18 protein-coding genes are annotated in these 18,169 nt (G+C 55.5%); 8 read left to right on the top strand and 10 right to left on the bottom strand.

Features of this window, described 5'->3' with window-relative positions:
• Positions 1–88: 88 nt before the first annotated feature.
• Positions 89–463, bottom strand: coding sequence for a plasmid mobilization protein (locus CJU81_RS06885; RefSeq protein ID WP_095036014.1), 375 nt, complete (start codon positions 461–463; stop codon positions 89–91).
• A 373-nt stretch (positions 464–836) separates the two neighbouring features.
• Between CJU81_RS06885 and CJU81_RS24355 the strand changes: the two genes are divergently transcribed.
• The 5 genes from CJU81_RS24355 (at position 837) to CJU81_RS06855 (ending at position 5,684) form a co-directional block, all read left to right on the top strand.
• Positions 837–1,070: a TraK family protein gene (locus CJU81_RS24355; protein WP_003443306.1), complete on the top strand. Its 234-nt coding sequence runs from the start codon at positions 837–839 to the stop codon at positions 1,068–1,070.
• The gene (gene trbJ / locus CJU81_RS06875) at positions 1,067–1,807 is read left to right on the top strand and encodes a P-type conjugative transfer protein TrbJ (protein ID WP_003443308.1); all 741 of its coding nucleotides are present in this window, start codon (positions 1,067–1,069) and stop codon (positions 1,805–1,807) included. Before CJU81_RS24355 ends, trbJ begins: the two co-directional genes overlap by 4 nt.
• Positions 1,808–2,002: 195 nt before the next feature.
• Positions 2,003–3,676, top strand: a complete 1,674-nt coding sequence (trbL, locus tag CJU81_RS06865) for a P-type conjugative transfer protein TrbL (protein WP_003443313.1) — start codon at positions 2,003–2,005, stop codon at positions 3,674–3,676.
• Positions 3,673–3,987, top strand: a complete 315-nt coding sequence (locus CJU81_RS06860) for a hypothetical protein (RefSeq protein ID WP_047282256.1) — start codon at positions 3,673–3,675, stop codon at positions 3,985–3,987. Before trbL ends, CJU81_RS06860 begins: the two co-directional genes overlap by 4 nt.
• 719 nt (positions 3,988–4,706) lie before the next feature.
• A complete protein-coding gene (locus tag CJU81_RS06855; RefSeq protein ID WP_095036013.1) occupies positions 4,707–5,684 on the top strand; it encodes an IS5 family transposase in 978 nt (325 codons plus the stop codon).
• Between the two features lie 153 nt (positions 5,685–5,837).
• On the opposite strand, the gene CJU81_RS06850 is transcribed toward CJU81_RS06855, so the two are convergent.
• Positions 5,838–6,950, bottom strand: coding sequence for a replication initiator protein A (locus CJU81_RS06850; RefSeq protein WP_003443324.1), 1,113 nt, complete (start codon positions 6,948–6,950; stop codon positions 5,838–5,840).
• A gap of 108 nt (positions 6,951–7,058) precedes the next feature.
• The gene (locus CJU81_RS06845; protein ID WP_003443325.1) at positions 7,059–7,286 is read right to left on the bottom strand and encodes a helix-turn-helix transcriptional regulator; all 228 of its coding nucleotides are present in this window, start codon (positions 7,284–7,286) and stop codon (positions 7,059–7,061) included.
• Between the two features lie 109 nt (positions 7,287–7,395).
• On the opposite strand from CJU81_RS06845, the gene CJU81_RS06840 reads away from it, so the two are divergent.
• A complete protein-coding gene (locus CJU81_RS06840) occupies positions 7,396–8,226 on the top strand; it encodes a helix-turn-helix domain-containing protein (RefSeq protein WP_003443326.1) in 831 nt (276 codons plus the stop codon).
• A gap of 23 nt (positions 8,227–8,249) precedes the next feature.
• On the opposite strand, the gene CJU81_RS06835 is transcribed toward CJU81_RS06840, so the two are convergent.
• From CJU81_RS06835 to CJU81_RS06815, 5 genes are all read right to left on the bottom strand, one after another.
• The gene (locus CJU81_RS06835; RefSeq protein WP_003443327.1) at positions 8,250–9,467 is read right to left on the bottom strand and encodes a tyrosine-type recombinase/integrase; all 1,218 of its coding nucleotides are present in this window, start codon (positions 9,465–9,467) and stop codon (positions 8,250–8,252) included.
• 307 nt (positions 9,468–9,774) lie between these two features.
• The gene (guaA, locus tag CJU81_RS06830) at positions 9,775–11,352 is read right to left on the bottom strand and encodes a glutamine-hydrolyzing GMP synthase (protein WP_095036012.1); all 1,578 of its coding nucleotides are present in this window, start codon (positions 11,350–11,352) and stop codon (positions 9,775–9,777) included.
• 103 nt (positions 11,353–11,455) lie between these two features.
• Positions 11,456–12,925, bottom strand: coding sequence for an IMP dehydrogenase (gene guaB / locus CJU81_RS06825; protein WP_095029226.1), 1,470 nt, complete (start codon positions 12,923–12,925; stop codon positions 11,456–11,458).
• A gap of 229 nt (positions 12,926–13,154) precedes the next feature.
• Complete coding sequence (locus CJU81_RS06820; protein WP_095036011.1) at positions 13,155–13,703, bottom strand: sugar ABC transporter ATPase; 549 nt, start codon at positions 13,701–13,703, stop codon at positions 13,155–13,157.
• Positions 13,704–13,753: 50 nt separating this feature from the next.
• Complete coding sequence (locus tag CJU81_RS06815) at positions 13,754–14,497, bottom strand: sulfite exporter TauE/SafE family protein (protein WP_095036010.1); 744 nt, start codon at positions 14,495–14,497, stop codon at positions 13,754–13,756.
• Positions 14,498–14,577: 80 nt separating this feature from the next.
• Here CJU81_RS06815 and xseA point away from each other — a divergent pair, with 80 nt between their 5' ends.
• A complete protein-coding gene (gene xseA, locus CJU81_RS06810; protein WP_176464807.1) occupies positions 14,578–15,957 on the top strand; it encodes an exodeoxyribonuclease VII large subunit in 1,380 nt (459 codons plus the stop codon).
• Positions 15,958–15,960: 3 nt separating this feature from the next.
• Positions 15,961–16,785, top strand: coding sequence for a M23 family metallopeptidase (locus CJU81_RS06805; protein WP_095036008.1), 825 nt, complete (start codon positions 15,961–15,963; stop codon positions 16,783–16,785).
• Here the strand turns inward: CJU81_RS06805 and CJU81_RS06800 are convergent.
• Positions 16,782–17,303, bottom strand: a complete 522-nt coding sequence (locus tag CJU81_RS06800) for a hypothetical protein (RefSeq protein WP_095036007.1) — start codon at positions 17,301–17,303, stop codon at positions 16,782–16,784. The genes CJU81_RS06805 and CJU81_RS06800 overlap by 4 nt on opposite strands.
• The gene (locus CJU81_RS06795) at positions 17,303–18,094 is read right to left on the bottom strand and encodes a winged helix-turn-helix domain-containing protein (protein WP_095036006.1); all 792 of its coding nucleotides are present in this window, start codon (positions 18,092–18,094) and stop codon (positions 17,303–17,305) included. The genes CJU81_RS06800 and CJU81_RS06795 overlap by 1 nt, the downstream gene beginning before the upstream one ends.
• Positions 18,095–18,169: the final 75 nt, after the last annotated feature.

Raw genomic sequence — 18,169 nt, 5'->3', positions numbered from 1 at the left:
CAAAGCGGCTAACGGGAAAAATGCGCAATTCTAGCAACTTTCAGCACTGAATTGGATTGCACAATCCAAAGAGTTTCGGCGTCAAGCCCTACGCTTTTCTAACAAAAACGACAGCGCTCATCTTTTCCCGAACACCCGCCTGCAGCTCTCGAAACTCGACCATCATCCGCTCGATCTCGACCGAGCTTGCTCCCTGCCCGTTTTTCTCCAAAAGCCACAGCTTCAACAAACCGGCAACCCGCCCCAAGTCGCCGTTAATTCTGCAAAGATCAGCCACCGCTTTCAGATCGACGACCGAGCGAATGGGTGTATTCAGACCCAATGCTCGGAGGTAACCGGAGCGGGACATACCAGCCTCTTCGGCACGCTCACTGATGGTCGCCTTTTCCTCATCTGTAACCCACACCTCTATCGGCTTTCCGCGCCGTCGAGGCTGGGCTTTTCCTTTGGTGTCCTCTGTCATTGCTTCTGCTCCTGTTGTTGCTTTTCGCTCTTAGACGAGGCAGCGGCGGCGGGCCTCGCAGAGCAAGATACCGTTGAGCCGCAGGCGAATAAGGGGCGGTGTTGGATGGGTTCGGGCTTGCCCGTACCCGTACAACACACATCTTGCCATACTGTTGTAAGCGATTTAATGCGATTTAAAACTAAAAACTCATCAATCGCTTTGAATTTCGCTAAATCGCATACAGTCGCATTGAATTGCCTAGAGTTGCCTTAAACTTCCTTGAGCTGCATACAATCACGCTAAATTTCATTAATTTTAGCTGCGCAGTTATTGTATGTTTCCCTAGGCTTTTATCCGTGCTAAAACCAATAGGAACAAACGGAGAAAGTCGATGCAAAGTAATAGTCTAAAGCCTATCAAAAGAAGAGCTGGCCGTGCTGAGTTCTTCTCGATCAGGAAGGAGTTAGAAACGAAAATACTGCTCGGCCACCCCCTTACTCGGCTCTACACCGAATACGCTGATCGATTTAGCTTTGGATATGTGCAGTTCACACGTTACGTCGCTCGCTATTGTAAGCAATCGCGTTCATTTATCATGACAGGCTCGCATTGGAGACAAAAATGATAAATGGATGGAGATTATTAATAACAGTTTTTACTTTGCTTTTTACATGGCAGAACGCCTTTGCTATCTACTGCACAAACTGCTCTACATTCTATCAACAGATGTTCGAGTACGCAGAAGCAGTCAATACGGCGTTGAACACTGCAGAGCAGCTTTCGACACAAGTTCAGCAATACAACAATATGGTCACGCAGGGGACTCCGTTGCCAAACAGCATGTTTGGCCGGATCACCCAAGACATGCAGCGTGTAACAAGCATCTACAACAGGGCGCAGTCATTAGGCCGCAATGTGGCGAATCTCGATTCGCAATTCAATACGCAGTTTCCCGGGTATGAGGCGTATTTGCAGAAATTTCTCCAGTCGAGCAGTAAGGCGACTGACGTAATGCCGGATCGCTACGAAAAATGGTCGGCGCAAGGCTTTGATAACGCAAAAAGAGCTATGCAGGCAGCAGGCATGAATACCAGCACATTTGAGACGGAAGATGCACACTTGGAACAACTGGTGAACCGTTCGCAGTCATCATCGGGTCGGATGCAGGCCATCCAAGCTGGGAACGAGATTGCCGCTTCAAACGTGCAGCAGCTTCAGAAACTGCGCGACTTGGTGGCGACTCAAATTACCCTGCAGGGCAATTACATAGCCCAAGAAACCGCGCGTCAGTCGGTCGGCGACGCCGCCTCCGAGCAATTCAACAAGCGCCCAAATACTCGCGGCGGCGCGAAGGGGTACTGACTATGAAGTTCTCTAAATGGCTTCTTATTGTGCTGTGTGTAGCATCTGGACTTGGAGGGGCAGCTCTGGTCGGCATCATATGTTCCATCTCTAATGACCGCATAGTGGTTACCGAAAAGATCAACCAGTCTCATGCCGCCGACAAACAATTCAATGAGCGCCCGAACAGTCGCGGTGGCGCCAAGGGGTACTGACATGCGCGTACCTATGATTGCTGGCTGCAGCGGACTATTTCTAATGCTGCTTGCAGGGAGTGCAGCTGCAGGAGTCGATCTAGCCCAAAGCGACACCTCAATGCAGGGCTTGCTGGACATGATTCTTGAGGCTTCTAACGAATGGGCCCCTCGCCTTCATGGCTATGCGGTGAACCTATTTTGGAGTCTGGCACTCATCCAGTTTGTGTGGACATTCTTCCCGATGGTATTCAAACAAGTCGACTTCGGCGAGCTAGTTGGCGAGCTAATCCGCTTCATCATGGTCATCGGTTTTTTCCTGATACTGCTCGATCACTCAACGGAGTGGGCAAGCGCGGTTGTGAACAGTTTCCGACAAGCTGGGGCACATGCAGCAGGCTTGCCAAGCCCTGAGCTAATGCCAGGAGATATGTTTGCGACGGCGGTCGAGTTTTCTCGTGCCATCCTGACCGGAATGAGCGTTTTCAACCCTTCGCAGAGTATCGTCGTTGCCTTGGCTGCCATCCTCGTTCTGATGGCTTTTGCTTTCATCGCGGCATTCATTTTTGTGACATTGGTCGAGGCTTATGTCGTTATCAACGCCTCTGTTCTATTCATGGCTTTCGGCGCATCGCAGTGGACACGGGAATACACGATGGCTGTTATTCGCTACGCAGTTTCCGTGGGTGCCAAGCTATTTATGGTGACGTTGATAGTCGGCTTGATTCTGACTGTCGCGAAGAAGTGGCAGGTTGCTTATACCAATGACGAAGCCTCTCTGATGACCTTGGTGGGGTTATCGCTGGTATGCGCCTACCTGACCAAGACCATTCCCGAACTGATCGCGGGCATGATTAGCGGCGTTTCTTCGGGTGGCGGCGGTGCGATTGGCGGCATGGCCGCGGCTGGTGTAGCTGGTGCAGCAGCCGCGGCGGCTACCATTGCCACGGCAGGCGCATTAGCTCCGGCAGCGGCCAGGGCAATCGGTGCGAGTGGTAGTGGTAGTGGCGCAAGTGTAGCGGCCGCGCCCGGGGGTATTGGCACCGGAGGTCTGGCCAGCGCAATCAACTCCAGCTTTGCCGGTGGTGGTGGCACAGCCAGCACTGGCGCTATTAGCTCGGGCCTCGGGTCCAGCACTGGCGGTAGTTCTGCCGCTAAATCAGCCGGAGCTAAAATCGGCGGTAGCGCCTCTAGTGGCCCTAGCGGCGGCAGCCCACTGACGCAGCCAAGCCAAGGCGTGCAGCAGGCAGCCAAAAAGGCGGCGAAAGCTGCGCTAGGCAACGGCGACGATTCCAAGGGCAAAGCCGCCGCGCAGCCGCAGACGAATCCACAAGAGGATCAGGGCGGCAGTAGTTTGCAATCGACCTTGCAAGCCTCTCAGCAGTACGCAGGAGGTGCGCAAGACAATGGTGGAGGGTTGTCTGCCCATAACGTGGCATCAGCCGCAACCCGAGCAGTTGGACTCATGGCCGCTATGTCTGTGCCCGGTATGGAGGGGACCGCAGGAATTTCGCTGGGCGCCGGTACTCCACAAGCTGTTCCTAACTCAGGTGGTGACAACGTGGACAACGGAGAAGGAAGGGAGCCTGCAAACGTAATACATGGAGCTGACTTGGCCACAGCTGCAGAAACTGAAAGCGGCACCAAAGAAGCGGCTCCGTCGCCTAAGACTCAATCACCGGGTGAACAATCATGATTGCAGACATTCTGTTTGGCTTTTTCATGCTGGGTAGCTTCTTCGTTCTTGGTGTAGGTTTCTGGGCGCTTGGACGACTTCTGCGAGCCAAAGGGCATGGCCCTTTACTAGATACGCTTGACGGACGTTACATCCGCCTACACGCGGAGGTGCAACTGGGGATGGTACCTGTGGGGATAAAGACATTTTCCGACTTGGGCGATCTTCATCTGTTGCCATTCTTTGGTTCCAGACGTCAACGCAAGCACCTCGACGAAATCCGGCTGGACCTGCTTGCTGAACAGCAGAGGCTCAACGAATCCAAGCATTGATGACATGCCCCGCTTTGCGGGGCTTTTTATTCCCGTCTATTACACACCACCAAGACTCTCTAGACCATCTTGTGCGAAGCCCGAGCCAGAAAGTGCGCCCTTGCATTGCCAATGAAATCACTGAATAGATCGAGAGCTCGTCCAGTGTGTTACGTAATAGTCGGTGCTGGCTGCTTGGCTGCCAAATTACCTGAAATCGCTCACATGCTCTCTTTTTGGTGTCCGTCGTTGCTCTCTACGATCTGTCTGGTGGCAGACCTGCCGGAATCTGGTTCGATGATATGGATGTGCGCTACGACGGCCGCAGTCGATCTCAAGCAACAGTTTGTGAGCGTAGGGAACGCTTTTTCATATCAGAGAGGGCAGGTGCTTAGAGGACGGACACTGCCAAAGCAAAATAGGCTTTAAGAGATTTAATAGATTTAAATAAAGATTTAGGAAGAAAAACGGTTTTATTACCCATTGATTTCAATCACTTACAACAATATGCAGTCCCTGATAGACGGTGATGCGCCCCCTAATAGACGGTGGATCAGCCCCTAATGGACGGTGAATGGCCCCCAATAGACGGTCTATCCACAGGAGTACACATTCAAACGGAAAAATGGCCATCTCCGGGCCTTTAGTGTTCTGGAGTACCGTCTATTAGGGAAACTCTGAAAAAGACTTCCAAGTCTGGTGAAATACGCCTGTCCCACGAACTGAACGGTTGAGCCCCGATGAAGCAAATGTCTTTCGCTGATGCCGAGTACGCAGGCAAACCTAAGCAGACCCGCCGTGAGCGTTTCCTGATTGAGATGGATCAGGTCGTGCCCTGGAAAGGCCTGATTACGTTGATCGAGCCGCATTATCCGAAGGGTGAAGGCGGTCGTCCGGCGTATCCGTTGATGGCCATACTGCGGGTTCATCTGATGCAAAACTGGTTCGGCTACAGCGACCCGGCGATGGAAGAGTCCCTCTACGAAACCACGATTCTGCGCCAGTTTGCCGGGCTGCATTTGGATCGGATTCCGGATGAAACCACTATCCTCAACTTCCGCCGGCTGTTGGAAAAACATGAGCTGGCCGGTGGGATTTTGCTGGTCATCAACGGCTATTTGGGCGACCGAGGTTTGCTGCTACGTCAAGGAACTGTGGTCGATGCGACGATCATTCATGCGCCCAGTTCGACCAAGAACAAGGACGGTAAACGCGACCCCGAAATGCACCAGACAAAGAAAGGAAATCAGTACTATTTCGGGATGAAATCGCACATCGGTGTCGATGCTGAATCCGGTCTGGTGCATAGCGTAGTGGGTACGGCGGCGAATGTGGCGGACGTGACTCAGGTCGATCAGTTGCTGCATGGCGAGGAAATTTACGTCTCTGGCGATGCCGGTTACACCGGCGTGGAGAAGCGTGCGGAGCATCAACATCGCCAGATGATCTGGTCGATCGCAGCGCGACCCAGCAGCTATAAGAAGCATGCAAAAAAGAGCCTGATCGGTCGCATGCGCCGCAAAATCGAATACGCGAAAGCCCAAGTCCGGGCCAAGGTTGAGCATCCCTTCCGGGTAATAAAGCGCCAGTTTGGTTATACGAAAGTCCGCTTCCGAGGCTTGGTGAAAAACACCGCGCAGCAGACCACACTGTTTGCCTTATCGAACCTTTGGATGATGCGAAAACGACTATTGAATGCAGGCGAGGTGCGCCTGTGATGTGGACAATGAGCCCTGAAAAGGTGCTCTTCCGCAAAAAATAGTGAACTGACAGGAGGAAAGGTCTGTTTTTCGATTAAGTCGGTGTTTTTTGCACCTCAGACAGCGAGACCGTTAAAAACGGCTGCTTACTTCAGACCTTCCTTAGGGACCTTATTTCAGTATTTTCTTATCTGATCGACGCATCATTACAAGCTGCGGCCCACTCAGGCCAACTTCTTCCACCAAGCCGTACTCGGGTAAATCATCTGTTGCGATGACCTTGCGCAGGTTCTCCGAGAACTTTTTGAGCGTCCCGGTGCTGCCGCTACGCGCATATAGAGTTTTAAATGCCCACTTTGCATCGTCTTTACCTGCGGCACGGCGCGCCAATCGGTAGACAAAACGCCCTATTCCCGATTCGATCAGGAAATAATCAGGGTGCACTGTCAGAATGTCCGGCTTTGCCCCCGAAGTGACTTCCCGATATATCCAGTTAGGTGCCTCAATCTCGACACTGGCCACCTTGCCGGTGTCAGTACGCGAAATTACGCGATAGTGGCTAATCAATCCCTCGGACTCTACCTCCCGCATGCTGCGCTTACCGTTTCGTGGGGAGCTTTCCCGCACGCTTTTGATAGTCGTACCTTTGAGGCGATCTAGAGCACCCTCTACTTCTTTAAATTGGCGGCTTCCGTCGCCCTTCCGGCAGAATTTCAAAATGTCAGACACGTGCGATTTGAACACACGACACGGCTTCTCACCCTTCCCTTCTCGGTAGCGATTCATAGCCTCTGTTAGATAAGAAATCAGCATTAGCACGATGTCATAATCCCAAATTGACGCCATGCCATATGGGCCAGCTGTGACCTCGACGTAACCGTCTGAAAGGTTGTAGCGGCTGATTTCTCCCGCCCGTTTTTTCTGCTTGGATATTCGGAACACAGCCACATCCATCATGCTGCGGCTATCGCGGGCGCTTACTTCGTACCGCGAAGGTACAACGGAATCAGCCTGCCTTTCGTGTTCACGCGGGCAAGGTATCGCCTTTTTAGCTGCAACTGGCGACCTTGGCGTTGGCAGATCCTGGCGTGGAGGCCTCTTTTTTTCTTCGGTACGCAGTCGCTCCTCTATTTCCCTAATCGACTCGCCCGGAAGTGCTGCGGCCTCCAGCTTCTTGCGGTACGCGGCGTGATTTTCTTCGATCCGTGACAACAGACTGCCAACTAGAAGTTGCCCATGGCCGCCGCTAGTCAAGGGATTGGCCCAGCATATGACGCGATGCATGCCAACAGCTCATCCCGCAATCAAGTTCAGATCCATCTACAACCGGCAGCATAAAACTCAGCACAAGCGGTTCATTCCCGGACACCGCCAGTACATCACTCGCCACGGCTAAACCCCCATTCCTGGGCGAATAGCGTGAGTGCCCGACGATTTGCGCGCGTCAATCCATTCTTCGATTTCAGTCAGATCCCACGCAACGTTCCGACTGGTTAGTGCGATACGGCGCGGGAACTCGCCCCGCTGCTCCATGTTGTAGATGGTGCGCTCAGCAAGCGGGATCATCGCGTGCAATTTCTTGCGGTTGATGAGCGTCTTACTCTTTGGCTTGTTCTCCATGAGGTCACTTTCCTTCAGAGTTATCAGATGCTTGACAATGCCTTCTAACGCCAGAATCAGGACGCAAAAAAGTTAGAATTTAGTTGTCATCCAGAGCTATCATCGGGCGATGGGAAAATATGAAAAAGCGTCGAGCACATACGATCCGCTTCTGAAAGTGCTGGTTAGAGAAAGCGATACATCGTCTGATCGCATCCGTGCGAAGTTGAGCAACCACTACGAGTGGTGCTTCTGCGAGCTATGCTGGCGATCTACCGAATATGCGATCAGCATGGCGGCGCCAAAGGTCTTCAAGCGTCTAAAACGCGGAAATATCAAAGCAGTGCCGCTAACAGAATCTATTCGTACAGAAGCCCGGAAAAAAACCGATACCTTGGTGGCTCGCTATGAACGAGCATTGAAGGGAGAGTTCGGCAAGTACGAACCCCCGCGCATGCTGGGGAGATACTGCGACATGCAGGAGTTGCGCGGGGACTTTTCGGTCGCAGCATTCCGTGAGCATGTGGAGCGCCGAATGCTGGTTTCTACTTGGGCACGCCACGGCGAATTACTGCGGCCTTCAGCCCTACCGGCCCATCCCGAGGGCGCAGCGAGACCGAGTAAACTCTACTGTGAAGTTCACAATCCGCGGCGTAGCGATGAAGCTCGCCGCGCTTACCAGCGCGACCGGAGGTTCACACTAGAGTATGAGGATTTAATTGAAAAAATCTGGTCCCAAGGAGCTGCCGTCCTCCCTAGGTGGGATATCGAGACATGGGCAGAAGTCAGGAAAAATGCCTATAACCAGCTCCAGGCACTCAAGTCACCAACAAGCTCAATGGATGATTTGTTAAACCAAGGCATTACGAATCAAGCGGAAATCGCCCGCCAACTTGGCGTATCACGCCAAGCAGTTTCTGCCGCCATCAAGCGACGGGGGCGAAAACAGGCAATGAGATAAAAACGACCGAAGCTCTAACTTGATTATCTGTAACCGTCGCCCGAACGGGGCCGATTGGCTGTCCACTCATCAATCATATCGGCCCAGTCCTGTAACATCGCAGTACGCTGCTCTCGATACTCGGCCTTGTTATAGACAGCCCTAACACCCTTCTGCTCGTGTGCAAGACATTTCTCAATCCAGTCTGAGTTGTAGCCCGCCTCGTGCAGCAGCGTGCTAGCTGTCCGTCTCAAATCATGCGGTCCGAACTTACTCAGCGGCTTCCCTTCTTTCTGCGCGAGCCGATAGCTCAGCGTCAGTACCTGATTGATGGTTGCGGTACTCATTGGCAGATCAGAATCGTACCGGGAAGGAAAGACGTATTCTGAACCACCGGCAAACGTCTTCAACGCGATGAAGAAATCCAGCACCTGCCGAGACAAGAACACCAAATGGGGGTTGCGTCGCTTCATCCGCTCTTTCGGAATGGTCCACAGGGCTTCACTAAAATTGATCTCATCCCAGGTGGCGTTGGTCAGCTCACTTTTTCGAACCATGGTGAGCAACAGCAGTTTAGCCGCCGCTCTCACGGAGGAGGCGGTGCCGATACGGTCCAAGTACTGGTACATCAACGCGATTTCGTCTGGACCCAAAGCGCGGTCACGAGGCTCAAATTTAGCGATGCTCGCAGAACGTACCAGATCGGCCGGGTTCTCGACCTTCTGGCCACGCTCAATCGCCCATCGGAAAACCTGCATTACGATCTCACGGGAGTGCACCGCCGTTGCTGGAGCACCTCGCTCCACGATTGCATCGGTCAGCGCTCGCAGGTCCTCATGGTTGATTTCCACCAGCTTCTGATTACCAAACTTCGGTTTCAGCTCACGCTCATAAACAGAGCGCCGCATATCACGGGTCGAGTCAGCCATCTGATACCCGCGAAGCCATTTCTCGGCCCAGGCATCAAACGTTTCTGCTCCCTTGCTACGTGCCTTGTCACGGGCTTTCTCCTTGGCAGGTGACTTGCCAGCCGCAACCATCTTTTTGGCTTCACCAAGCCGCTCTCGCGCTTCTGCAAGCGTGATTCCACCTACACCATAGCGACCAAACGTGATCGTCTCCTGTCGTCCATTGATGGAGTAGTTGTAGCGAAACGAGATTGCGCCCGCAGCCGTGACAGCTACGTAAAGTCCATCACGGTCGTTCACTTTGTAGAGTTTTTCTTTCGGTTTGAGATTACGTAGCTTGGTATCGGTCAGCATGAGGCTCGCGAATTCCGTTCAAAAAATACCATGCTCAGAAACACACCCAAAACCGCGAGAAAACCCAATAAAACCGGGTGGATTATGAGTCTTGATACCATGCCCTTACCCACAAAGGCGACATGGTATCGAACACCGAGCATGGCATTTGGCTCAGTCAATGCCCCGTACCATGCCACATAAACACGGTGCTTGGCGATGCACAAAGCTGCCAGAACTTGCCAGACCCAAAAAACCAAAAGCCCGCAATTACGCGGGCTTCAGGGTGTTTCTTGCTAGTTGGTGCCGGTCAGTGCCGGACGTCCAATCATTCCCACTCAATCGTTGCCGGCGGCTTGCTCGACACGTCATAAGTTACGCGGGAGATGCCTTCGATTTCGTTGATGATCCGGCCGCTGACGGTTTCCAGCAGTTCGTAAGGCAGATGCGCCCAACGAGCGGTCATGAAGTCGATGGTTTCTACGGCACGCAGGGCAACTACCCAGGCGTAACGACGGCCATCGCCTACAACACCAACCGATTTCACCGGCTGGAACACCACGAATGCCTGGCTCACTTTGTGATACCAGTCGGCCTTGCGCAGTTCTTCGATAAAGATATGGTCAGCACGACGCAGGATGTCGGCGTATTCCTTTTTCACTTCACCCAGGATGCGCACGCCCAGGCCCGGGCCCGGGAACGGGTGACGGTAGACCATGTCGTACGGCAGGCCCAGTTCCAGACCCAGACGACGGACTTCGTCCTTGAACAGCTCACGCAGCGGTTCAACCAGCTTGAGGTTCATTTCGTCCGGCAGGCCGCCCACGTTGTGGTGCGACTTGATCACGTGAGCCTTGCCGCTTTTGGCGCCAGCTGACTCGATCACGTCCGGGTAGATGGTGCCCTGGGCCAGGTACTTGATGTTGTCCAGCTTGCAGGATTCGGCATCGAACACGTCGATAAAGGTACGGCCGATAATCTTGCGCTTTTTCTCCGGGTCGCTTTCGCCAGCCAGGTTGTTCAGGAACTGGTCGGCAGCGTTGGCACGGATCACCTTGACGCCCATGTTCTCGGCGAACATGGCCATCACTTGCTCACCTTCGTGCAGGCGCAGCAGGCCGTTGTCCACGAATACACAGGTCAACTGGTCGCCGATGGCCTTGTGCAGCAAAGCCGCAACGACCGAGGAGTCAACGCCGCCGGACAAGCCCAGCAATACGTTGTCGGTACCGACCTGGGCACGGATGTTGGCAATCGCGTCTTCAGCGATTTTCGACGGCGTCCACAGGGCTTCACAGCCGCAGATGTCGAGGATAAAGCGCGACAGGATGCGACCGCCCTGCTTGGTGTGGGTCACTTCCGGGTGGAACTGCACGCCGTAGTAGCCGCGCTCGTCGTTGAACATACCGGCAATCGGGCAGCTTGGAGTGCTGGCCAGAATGTGGAAGTCGGAAGGCATTTTGGTGACCTTGTCACCGTGGCTCATCCACACGTCCAGGCCGAACAGGCCGTCGGCGTCGATATGGTCTTCGATGCCGTCCAGCAGGCGGCTTTTGCCAACCACGTCAACGCGGGCGTAACCGAACTCGCGCAGCTCGGAACCTTCAACCTTGCCGCCCAGTTGCTCGGCCATGGTCTGCATGCCGTAGCAGATACCGAAAACCGGTACGCCCAGGTCAAATACAGCTTGTGGGGCGCGCGGGCTGCCGGCTTCGTGTACCGACTCCGGGCCACCGGCCAGGATGATGCCTTTAGGGGCGAATTCGCGGATCGCTGCGTCGTCCATGTCGAACGGGTGCAGTTCGCAGTAAACGCCGATTTCGCGCACGCGGCGGGCGATCAGCTGGGTGTACTGGGAACCGAAGTCCAGGATCAGGATGCGGTGAGCGTGAATGTCGAGGGCCATGACAAAATCTCGATTAATTTCAGAAACGACACGGGGCTGAATCAAACAGCCCCGGTGATTTAATTCGTATCGCACCCGGGCGTGAACCCGGGCGCGACCACTATCAACCTACGCGATAGTTAGGTGCTTCTTTGGTGATCTGCACGTCGTGGACGTGGGATTCAGCCATGCCAGCGCCGGTGATACGCACGAACTCCGGCTTGGTACGCATTTGCTCGATGTCGGCACAGCCGGTGTAACCCATCGAAGAACGCAGACCGCCCATCAGTTGGTGAATGATCGCCGTCAGCGAGCCTTTGTACGCCACACGACCTTCGATACCTTCCGGTACCAGCTTCTCGGCACCCGCGGAGGAGTCCTGGAAGTAACGGTCAGAGGAGCCCTGGGACTGCGACATCGCACCCAGCGAACCCATGCCGCGGTAAGCCTTGTACGAACGGCCCTGGTACAGCTCGATTTCGCCCGGCGCTTCTTCAGTACCGGCAAACATCGAACCCATCATCACGCAGGAAGCACCGGCAACGATGGCCTTGGACAGGTCACCCGAGAAACGGATGCCGCCGTCGGCGATCAACGGTACGCCAGTACCTTCAAGGGCAGCGGCCACATTGGCAATTGCGCTGATTTGCGGAACGCCAACACCGGCAACGATGCGGGTGGTGCAGATCGAGCCAGGGCCGATACCGACCTTGACTGCGTCAGCGCCGGCTTCAGCCAGGGCCAGAGCGGCAGCGCCAGTGGCGATGTTGCCGCCAATGACCTGAACTTGCGGGAAGTTCTGCTTGACCCAGCGAACGCGGTCGATCACGCCTTTGGAGTGACCGTGAGCGGTGTCGACTACAACCACGTCAACGCCGGCAGCCACGAGGGCGGCCACACGATCAGCGGTGTCCTTGCCGGTACCGACCGCTGCGCCCACACGCAGACGACCCTGGTCGTCCTTGCTGGCCAACGGGTAAGCCTTGGCTTTTTCGATGTCGTTAACGGTCATCATGCCTTTGAGGGCAAAGTTGTCGTCGACGATCAGCACGCGCTCGATGCGGTGCTTGTGCAGCAGCTCACGGGCTTCTTCCTTGTCGGCGCCTTCCTTGACCGTGACCAGACGCTCTTTTGGCGTCATCACGTCACGAACGGTAGCTTCCAGACGGTTTTCAAAGCGTACGTCACGGGACGTCACGATGCCGACCAGGTCGCCATTGTGCAGTACAGGAACGCCGGAGATGTTGTGCTGGCGGGTCAGTTCAAGCAATTCACGTACCGTGGCATCCGCCTCGATAGTGATCGGCTCTTTAACCACACCGGCTTCGAAACGCTTGACCTTGCGAACTTCGTGAGCTTGCTGCTCAATGGTCATGTTCTTGTGAATGATACCGATACCGCCTTCCTGAGCCATGGCGATTGCCAGACGGGCTTCAGTTACGGTGTCCATTGCAGCGGAAACCAGCGGAATATTCAGTTCAATGCCACGGGTCAAACGAGTCTTTAGATTGACTTCGTTCGGGAGAACCTCGGAATAACCGGGGACGAGAAGGATGTCATCGAATGTGAGTGCTTCTTGGCTGATACGCAGCATCGCTGGGGCTCCCGAGCGGGAAAATGGAAGCGCGCCATTGTACTCAAAACACCTGAGTCTCTCAACGGAAACCTTTAGAGAGTTTTTCGCTAAGGGCCAATGATTAGCTGACTTTGAAGGCAGAAAAACAGTCGTGTAGTCGCTGCCGAAGGCTGCGAAGGGTTGCGGAGCAACCCGTTAACTGGAGGCCGCGCGATGCCCTTCGCAGCCTTCGGCAGCGACTACAGGTTCACAGCTCGACTTTCACCCACGCCACCGGCTGGTCGAGCCAGTCGGCAAACTCGTCGAGAAAGCTTTGCTTGAACCCCGCCTCGGCCCAGTTGTTGAAAATAAAACCCAGATTGGAAAACGCACACGGCTGTAAAAACAGAAAACCGTTGATGTCGTCTTCATGGGTACACAGCGGGCAGATGAAATTGTCGGTACGCCCCGGCATCCAGTCTTCAAGGCTGTCGAACAGCGCCTCACCCACTTCCTTGCGGCACTCGGCGCAACCAGCTTCTTCAAGAAAGCCTTTGGCCGGTGTGTAGATGCAGCGCTTGGTGATGATCTCCAGGCCATTGACCGGCTGCCCGAAAGGCAGCGCCTCGGGGTGCAGCACCACCTCACGGGCACCGGGCGCGATGGCGTAGGCCATGCCATTGCCAGTACGGCCGCAGGTGGTGAGTTCTTCTTCGATGATGTTCTTGCGCACCAGCCAGCGCACGATGGCCCGGGCACGCGGCTCGTGTACCGGCAAGGTGGAGATTTTGGGAACGATGATGCTTTGCGAGTTCATGGGGTACGGCACATATGGATGAGAGCGACTGCAGGGTTCGGCCGCGCAGTTTAACTCAGGTAACGCGCAATCAGCGCAATCCCGCTGGCCAGCACCAACCACGTCACCACTCGCACAAAAGCCTCACGGGATAATTTGCGCGTCAGTCGTCGGCCGACCCACAACCCCAATGCCATTGCCGGTAACAGGCAGGCGCCCAGCAACAGCAACTCGCCGTCGGCATATACGCCCGCAAGCACAAACAGCGTCAGGCGTACCACGGTGCTGCAACTGATCAACGCACTCTGGGTAGCGCGGGCAGCGTCTTTGGGCAAGCGTGCATTCAGATAAAGCGCATACAGAAAACCGCCACTGCCAAACAGCGCACCAAACAATCCGCCCGTGATCCCCACAGGGATGGCCCAGCCGGCAGCTACCTGTGCCGGTTTCACCTTGACCGCCAGGCTGTACAAGGCGTAAGCGGTGATAAAAAGCCCCATCAACAGCAGCAACAGGTCGGACTTGAGGTTAAGCAAAAATGTCACGCCGACCACACAGCCGATGGCCATGCACGGCAGCAATCGCAGCAGCTCGGGCCGCGCCACATCCCGGCGCGACGGCAGCCAGTTGCCAAACGCCGCGACGAAATCCAGCAGCACCAGCAGCGGAATGATTTTCGACAGCGGCAAGCACAGGATCAGCAGTGGCCCGGCCACCAGCGCGGTACCAAACCCCGCCACCCCAAACACGATATAGGCCAGGGCAATGGCCAGCTCCAGCAACACCCACTCACCACCACTAAACGGCAAATCCATTGCTCTGCTTCCTTGTTTTTAGTGCGCAGACTTCTATCAGACAGGTGCAGTGATAACAATCCGCCCTTATGATGGCCCGCATGATTAAAGACCCCTTTGCAAGACTCAATCTCGACCGGGAAGTCCTGACCGTCAGCCAGCTCAATGGCCGGGCGCGGGTGCTGCTCGAAGACGTATTCAGCAATATCTGGGTAGAGGGCGAAATCTCCAACCTCGCCCGCCCGGCCTCTGGCCACGTGTATTTCACCCTCAAGGACAGCGGCGCCCAGGTGCGTTGTGCGTTGTTTCGCAACAACGCGGCACGGGTGCGTCAGGCCTTGAAAGACGGGCTGGCGGTCAAGGTACGCGGCAAGGTCTCGCTGTTTGAAGGCCGTGGCGATTACCAGTTGATCCTCGACACCGTGGAGCCCGCCGGCGATGGCGCGCTACGTCTGGCCTTCGATGCGCTGAAGGAAAAGCTCAGCGCCGAAGGCCTGTTCAGTCCCGAACGCAAGATCGCCCTGCCCGCTCACCCGCAACGCATCGGCATCGTCAGCTCGCCCACCGGCGCGGTGATCCGCGACATCATCAGCGTGTTCCGTCGCCGAGCACCGCAAGTTGAGCTGACGCTGATCCCCACCGCCGTACAAGGCCGCGAAGCCACGGCGCAGATCGTCCGGGCGCTCAAGCTGGCCGATGCACGGGGCTTTGATGCGCTGATCCTGGCCCGTGGCGGCGGTTCGCTGGAGGATTTGTGGTGTTTTAACGAAGAAGCCGTGGCCCGCGCCATCGATGCCTGTGTCACGCCCATCGTCAGCGCTGTCGGCCATGAAACCGACGTATCGATCGCCGACTTTGTCGCGGATGTGCGCGCCCCGACTCCGTCCGCCGCAGCCGAGTTGCTGGCACCGGACTCCAGCGACCTGCAACGGCGCATCGACAGCCTGCATCGTCGTCTTGTGATGCGTATCCGCGACCGCCTGATGCGCGACCGCTTGCGCCTCGACGGCCTGGCGCGACGCCTGCGTCACCCCGGCGAACGCCTGCGCCAGCAGGCCCAGCGCCTGGATGACCTGGACATGCGTATGCGCCGGGCTTTCGAGCGTAGCCTCAATACTCGCCGCGAACGCCTGATCCGCCTCGAAACACGGTTGGCCGCGCAGCATCCGGGCCGCCAACTGGCCATGCTGCGCCAGCGCCTGGACAGCCTGGCCGAGCGCTTGCCACGGGCCATGCGAGAAGGCCTAAAGTCGCGCCGCATGCAACTGCAAAACCAGATGCAAACCCTGCATGTGGTCAGCCCGCTGGCCACTCTGGGCCGTGGCTACAGCATCCTGCTCGATGAAAAGGGCAATGCCATCCACAGCGCCGCGCAAACCCAAAACGGTCAACGTTTGAGGGCCAAGCTGGGCGAAGGCGAACTGCAAGTGCGTGTCGAGGACAATCACCTCACGCCCGTCACCCTTTCTCTACTGGACTGACCAATGCCGCGTTTTTTCTCTGTTGTGCTGTTGCTGTGCCTGACCCTCAATGCTCAGGCGGCTGACAGCTATATCACCCGCTTGCTGAACAAACCGGTGCCGGGCGGTGTGGCCGTGATTGATTTGGGCTCCGGCGCCCAAGCGCCCAAGGCCAGTTATGACGGCAAGCCGGTCATGGTGATCAAGGAGCAGGACACCTGGCGGGCGATTGTCGGCATCCCGCTGACAGTCAAACCCGGTACCCAGCAGATCACCTCCGGCGGGCGCAACCTGAGCTTTGCGGTGGGCAGCAAAAAATACCCCGAGCAGCACATCACCTTGAAAAACAAGCGTCAGGTCAATCCCGACCCGGCCGATATCAAGCGCATCAACAACGAACTGGCGATCCAGATCAAGGCTTACCGCACCTTCAGCCCCAATACCCCGAGCAACCTGTTGCTGGACAAACCGGTCAATGGCCCGCTGTCGAGCAAGTTCGGCGTGCGCCGCTTCTTCAATGGCGAAGAGCGCAACCCTCACGCCGGTCTCGACTTCGCGGTGCCTGCTGGCACACCGATCAAGACCCCGGCAGCGGGCAAGGTGATCCTGATCGGCAATTACTTCTTCAATGGCAATACCGTGTTTGTGGATCATGGCCAGGGCTTTATCAGCATGTTCTGCCATATGTCGAAAATCGACACCAAAGTTGGTCAGCAACTGGCGCGCGGCGATGTGGTCGGCAAGGTCGGCTCGACAGGCCGCGCTACGGGCCCGCACATGCACTGGAATGTCAGCCTCAACGATGCCCGGGTCGATCCGGCGATTTTCATTGGTGCATTCCAGCCCTAACGCAACCTGGGCATCAGCCAACCCTGCCTGCCCTGGCAGATCTGCCGGGGCATGCCCAGGCCACCAAACGAATAGGTGCTGGGGCCAAGTTTCAGCACTTGCATATACACGTCCTCTCCCGGTGAACTGATAAACACCAGTTCCTGCCCGTCACTCAAGGTGTCACCTTTTTTGCGCGTGATCTTGGCGACGGTATTCTTCAGATAAGGCCCGGCCTGCACATACTTGAAATCGACAAATCGGTGAAAGTTCTGTACCCGGGTTTGACCGTCCGCAAGGGTGCTTACCTTACGGCCGCTGATCCGCGAAAAACCGCTGTGGTTTCCGTGAAAAAACTGGCTGTACGAGCCCAGTGTGCGCTCGGCAGTCTGATCGGATGCAATGGCCAATACTTCAAAGTCCAGATGGCACTCCCACACCACCTGATCTGCCGAGTAAATCCAGGCTGCCGCCAGCCAGGGCAAACTGATGAGAGCAAAGACCATCACCCCCAACGAGCTCCACTTAGCAGCTGCCATTACTCGGACTCATCCACAACCATATATGAAATACACCCCGACATACTGACCTCTATCGGATCGCGGCATAAAAAATACCCGTAGGCGTTATCTCTTAACGCACCGTTCAAATACACATAGGCGTAACTTGCCAACCCGGTAAACGCGGGAGGTTTATTCTTTAACTTAAACAAATGGGCATTGATGCGTTCAGGGCTGATATTTAAGCCCGGTGCTGAAAACAGATGCAGGTTGGCCGTACCCGGTATGGGTAAGTAGCTGAATTCGATAGCCGGCGCCAACGGTGAACTCAACTGCCCACCTTGCCAGCCAAAGGCCAGCAACGCGTTAAACAACAATAATCCGCTCAAGCAAAGCAGCGCTTGGCGCCCCCTATACTTGACGACTGTCGCCACTGAAGCCTGATCAGCCATCAATTTCGGCAAGGGTGCACTGTCGACTGAAGGTGAGCTCTCACCGAGTTTCTCAATTGACAGGGTATCGCTGATTTTGTAGCCGATTCGCGGCACTGTCACCACGAAATCGCTATGCCCGACGGTGGACAGACAGCGGCGGATCTGGGCAATGGACTGGTTTACACTGTTGGTGGACACTTGCTGCCCATAGCGTTCCCACCCCGCATGCAACAACGCCTTTTTAGTGACAATCGCCCCCTGGGCTTCAAGCAATGTAGAAAAACAGCGGCTGGCTGCCGCCCCTATTACCACAGGTGCGACAGTACTGCCCAAATCTGAAACTTCGTACAACTCATCATCAAACAACATCACATTGGCTATTAAATACCGGGCCATATTGCAGCCTTAAAATTCGGTCCGCTGAAGTGTAAACCCCTCGCTTACAGACTTATATAACAAAGACCAAAAAGC

The sequence above is a fragment of the Pseudomonas fragi genome (genome assembly GCF_002269505.1).
GTDB lineage: Bacteria > Pseudomonadota > Gammaproteobacteria > Pseudomonadales > Pseudomonadaceae > Aquipseudomonas > Aquipseudomonas fragi_D.
This window is presented reverse-complemented; position numbering and strand designations above follow the sequence as displayed.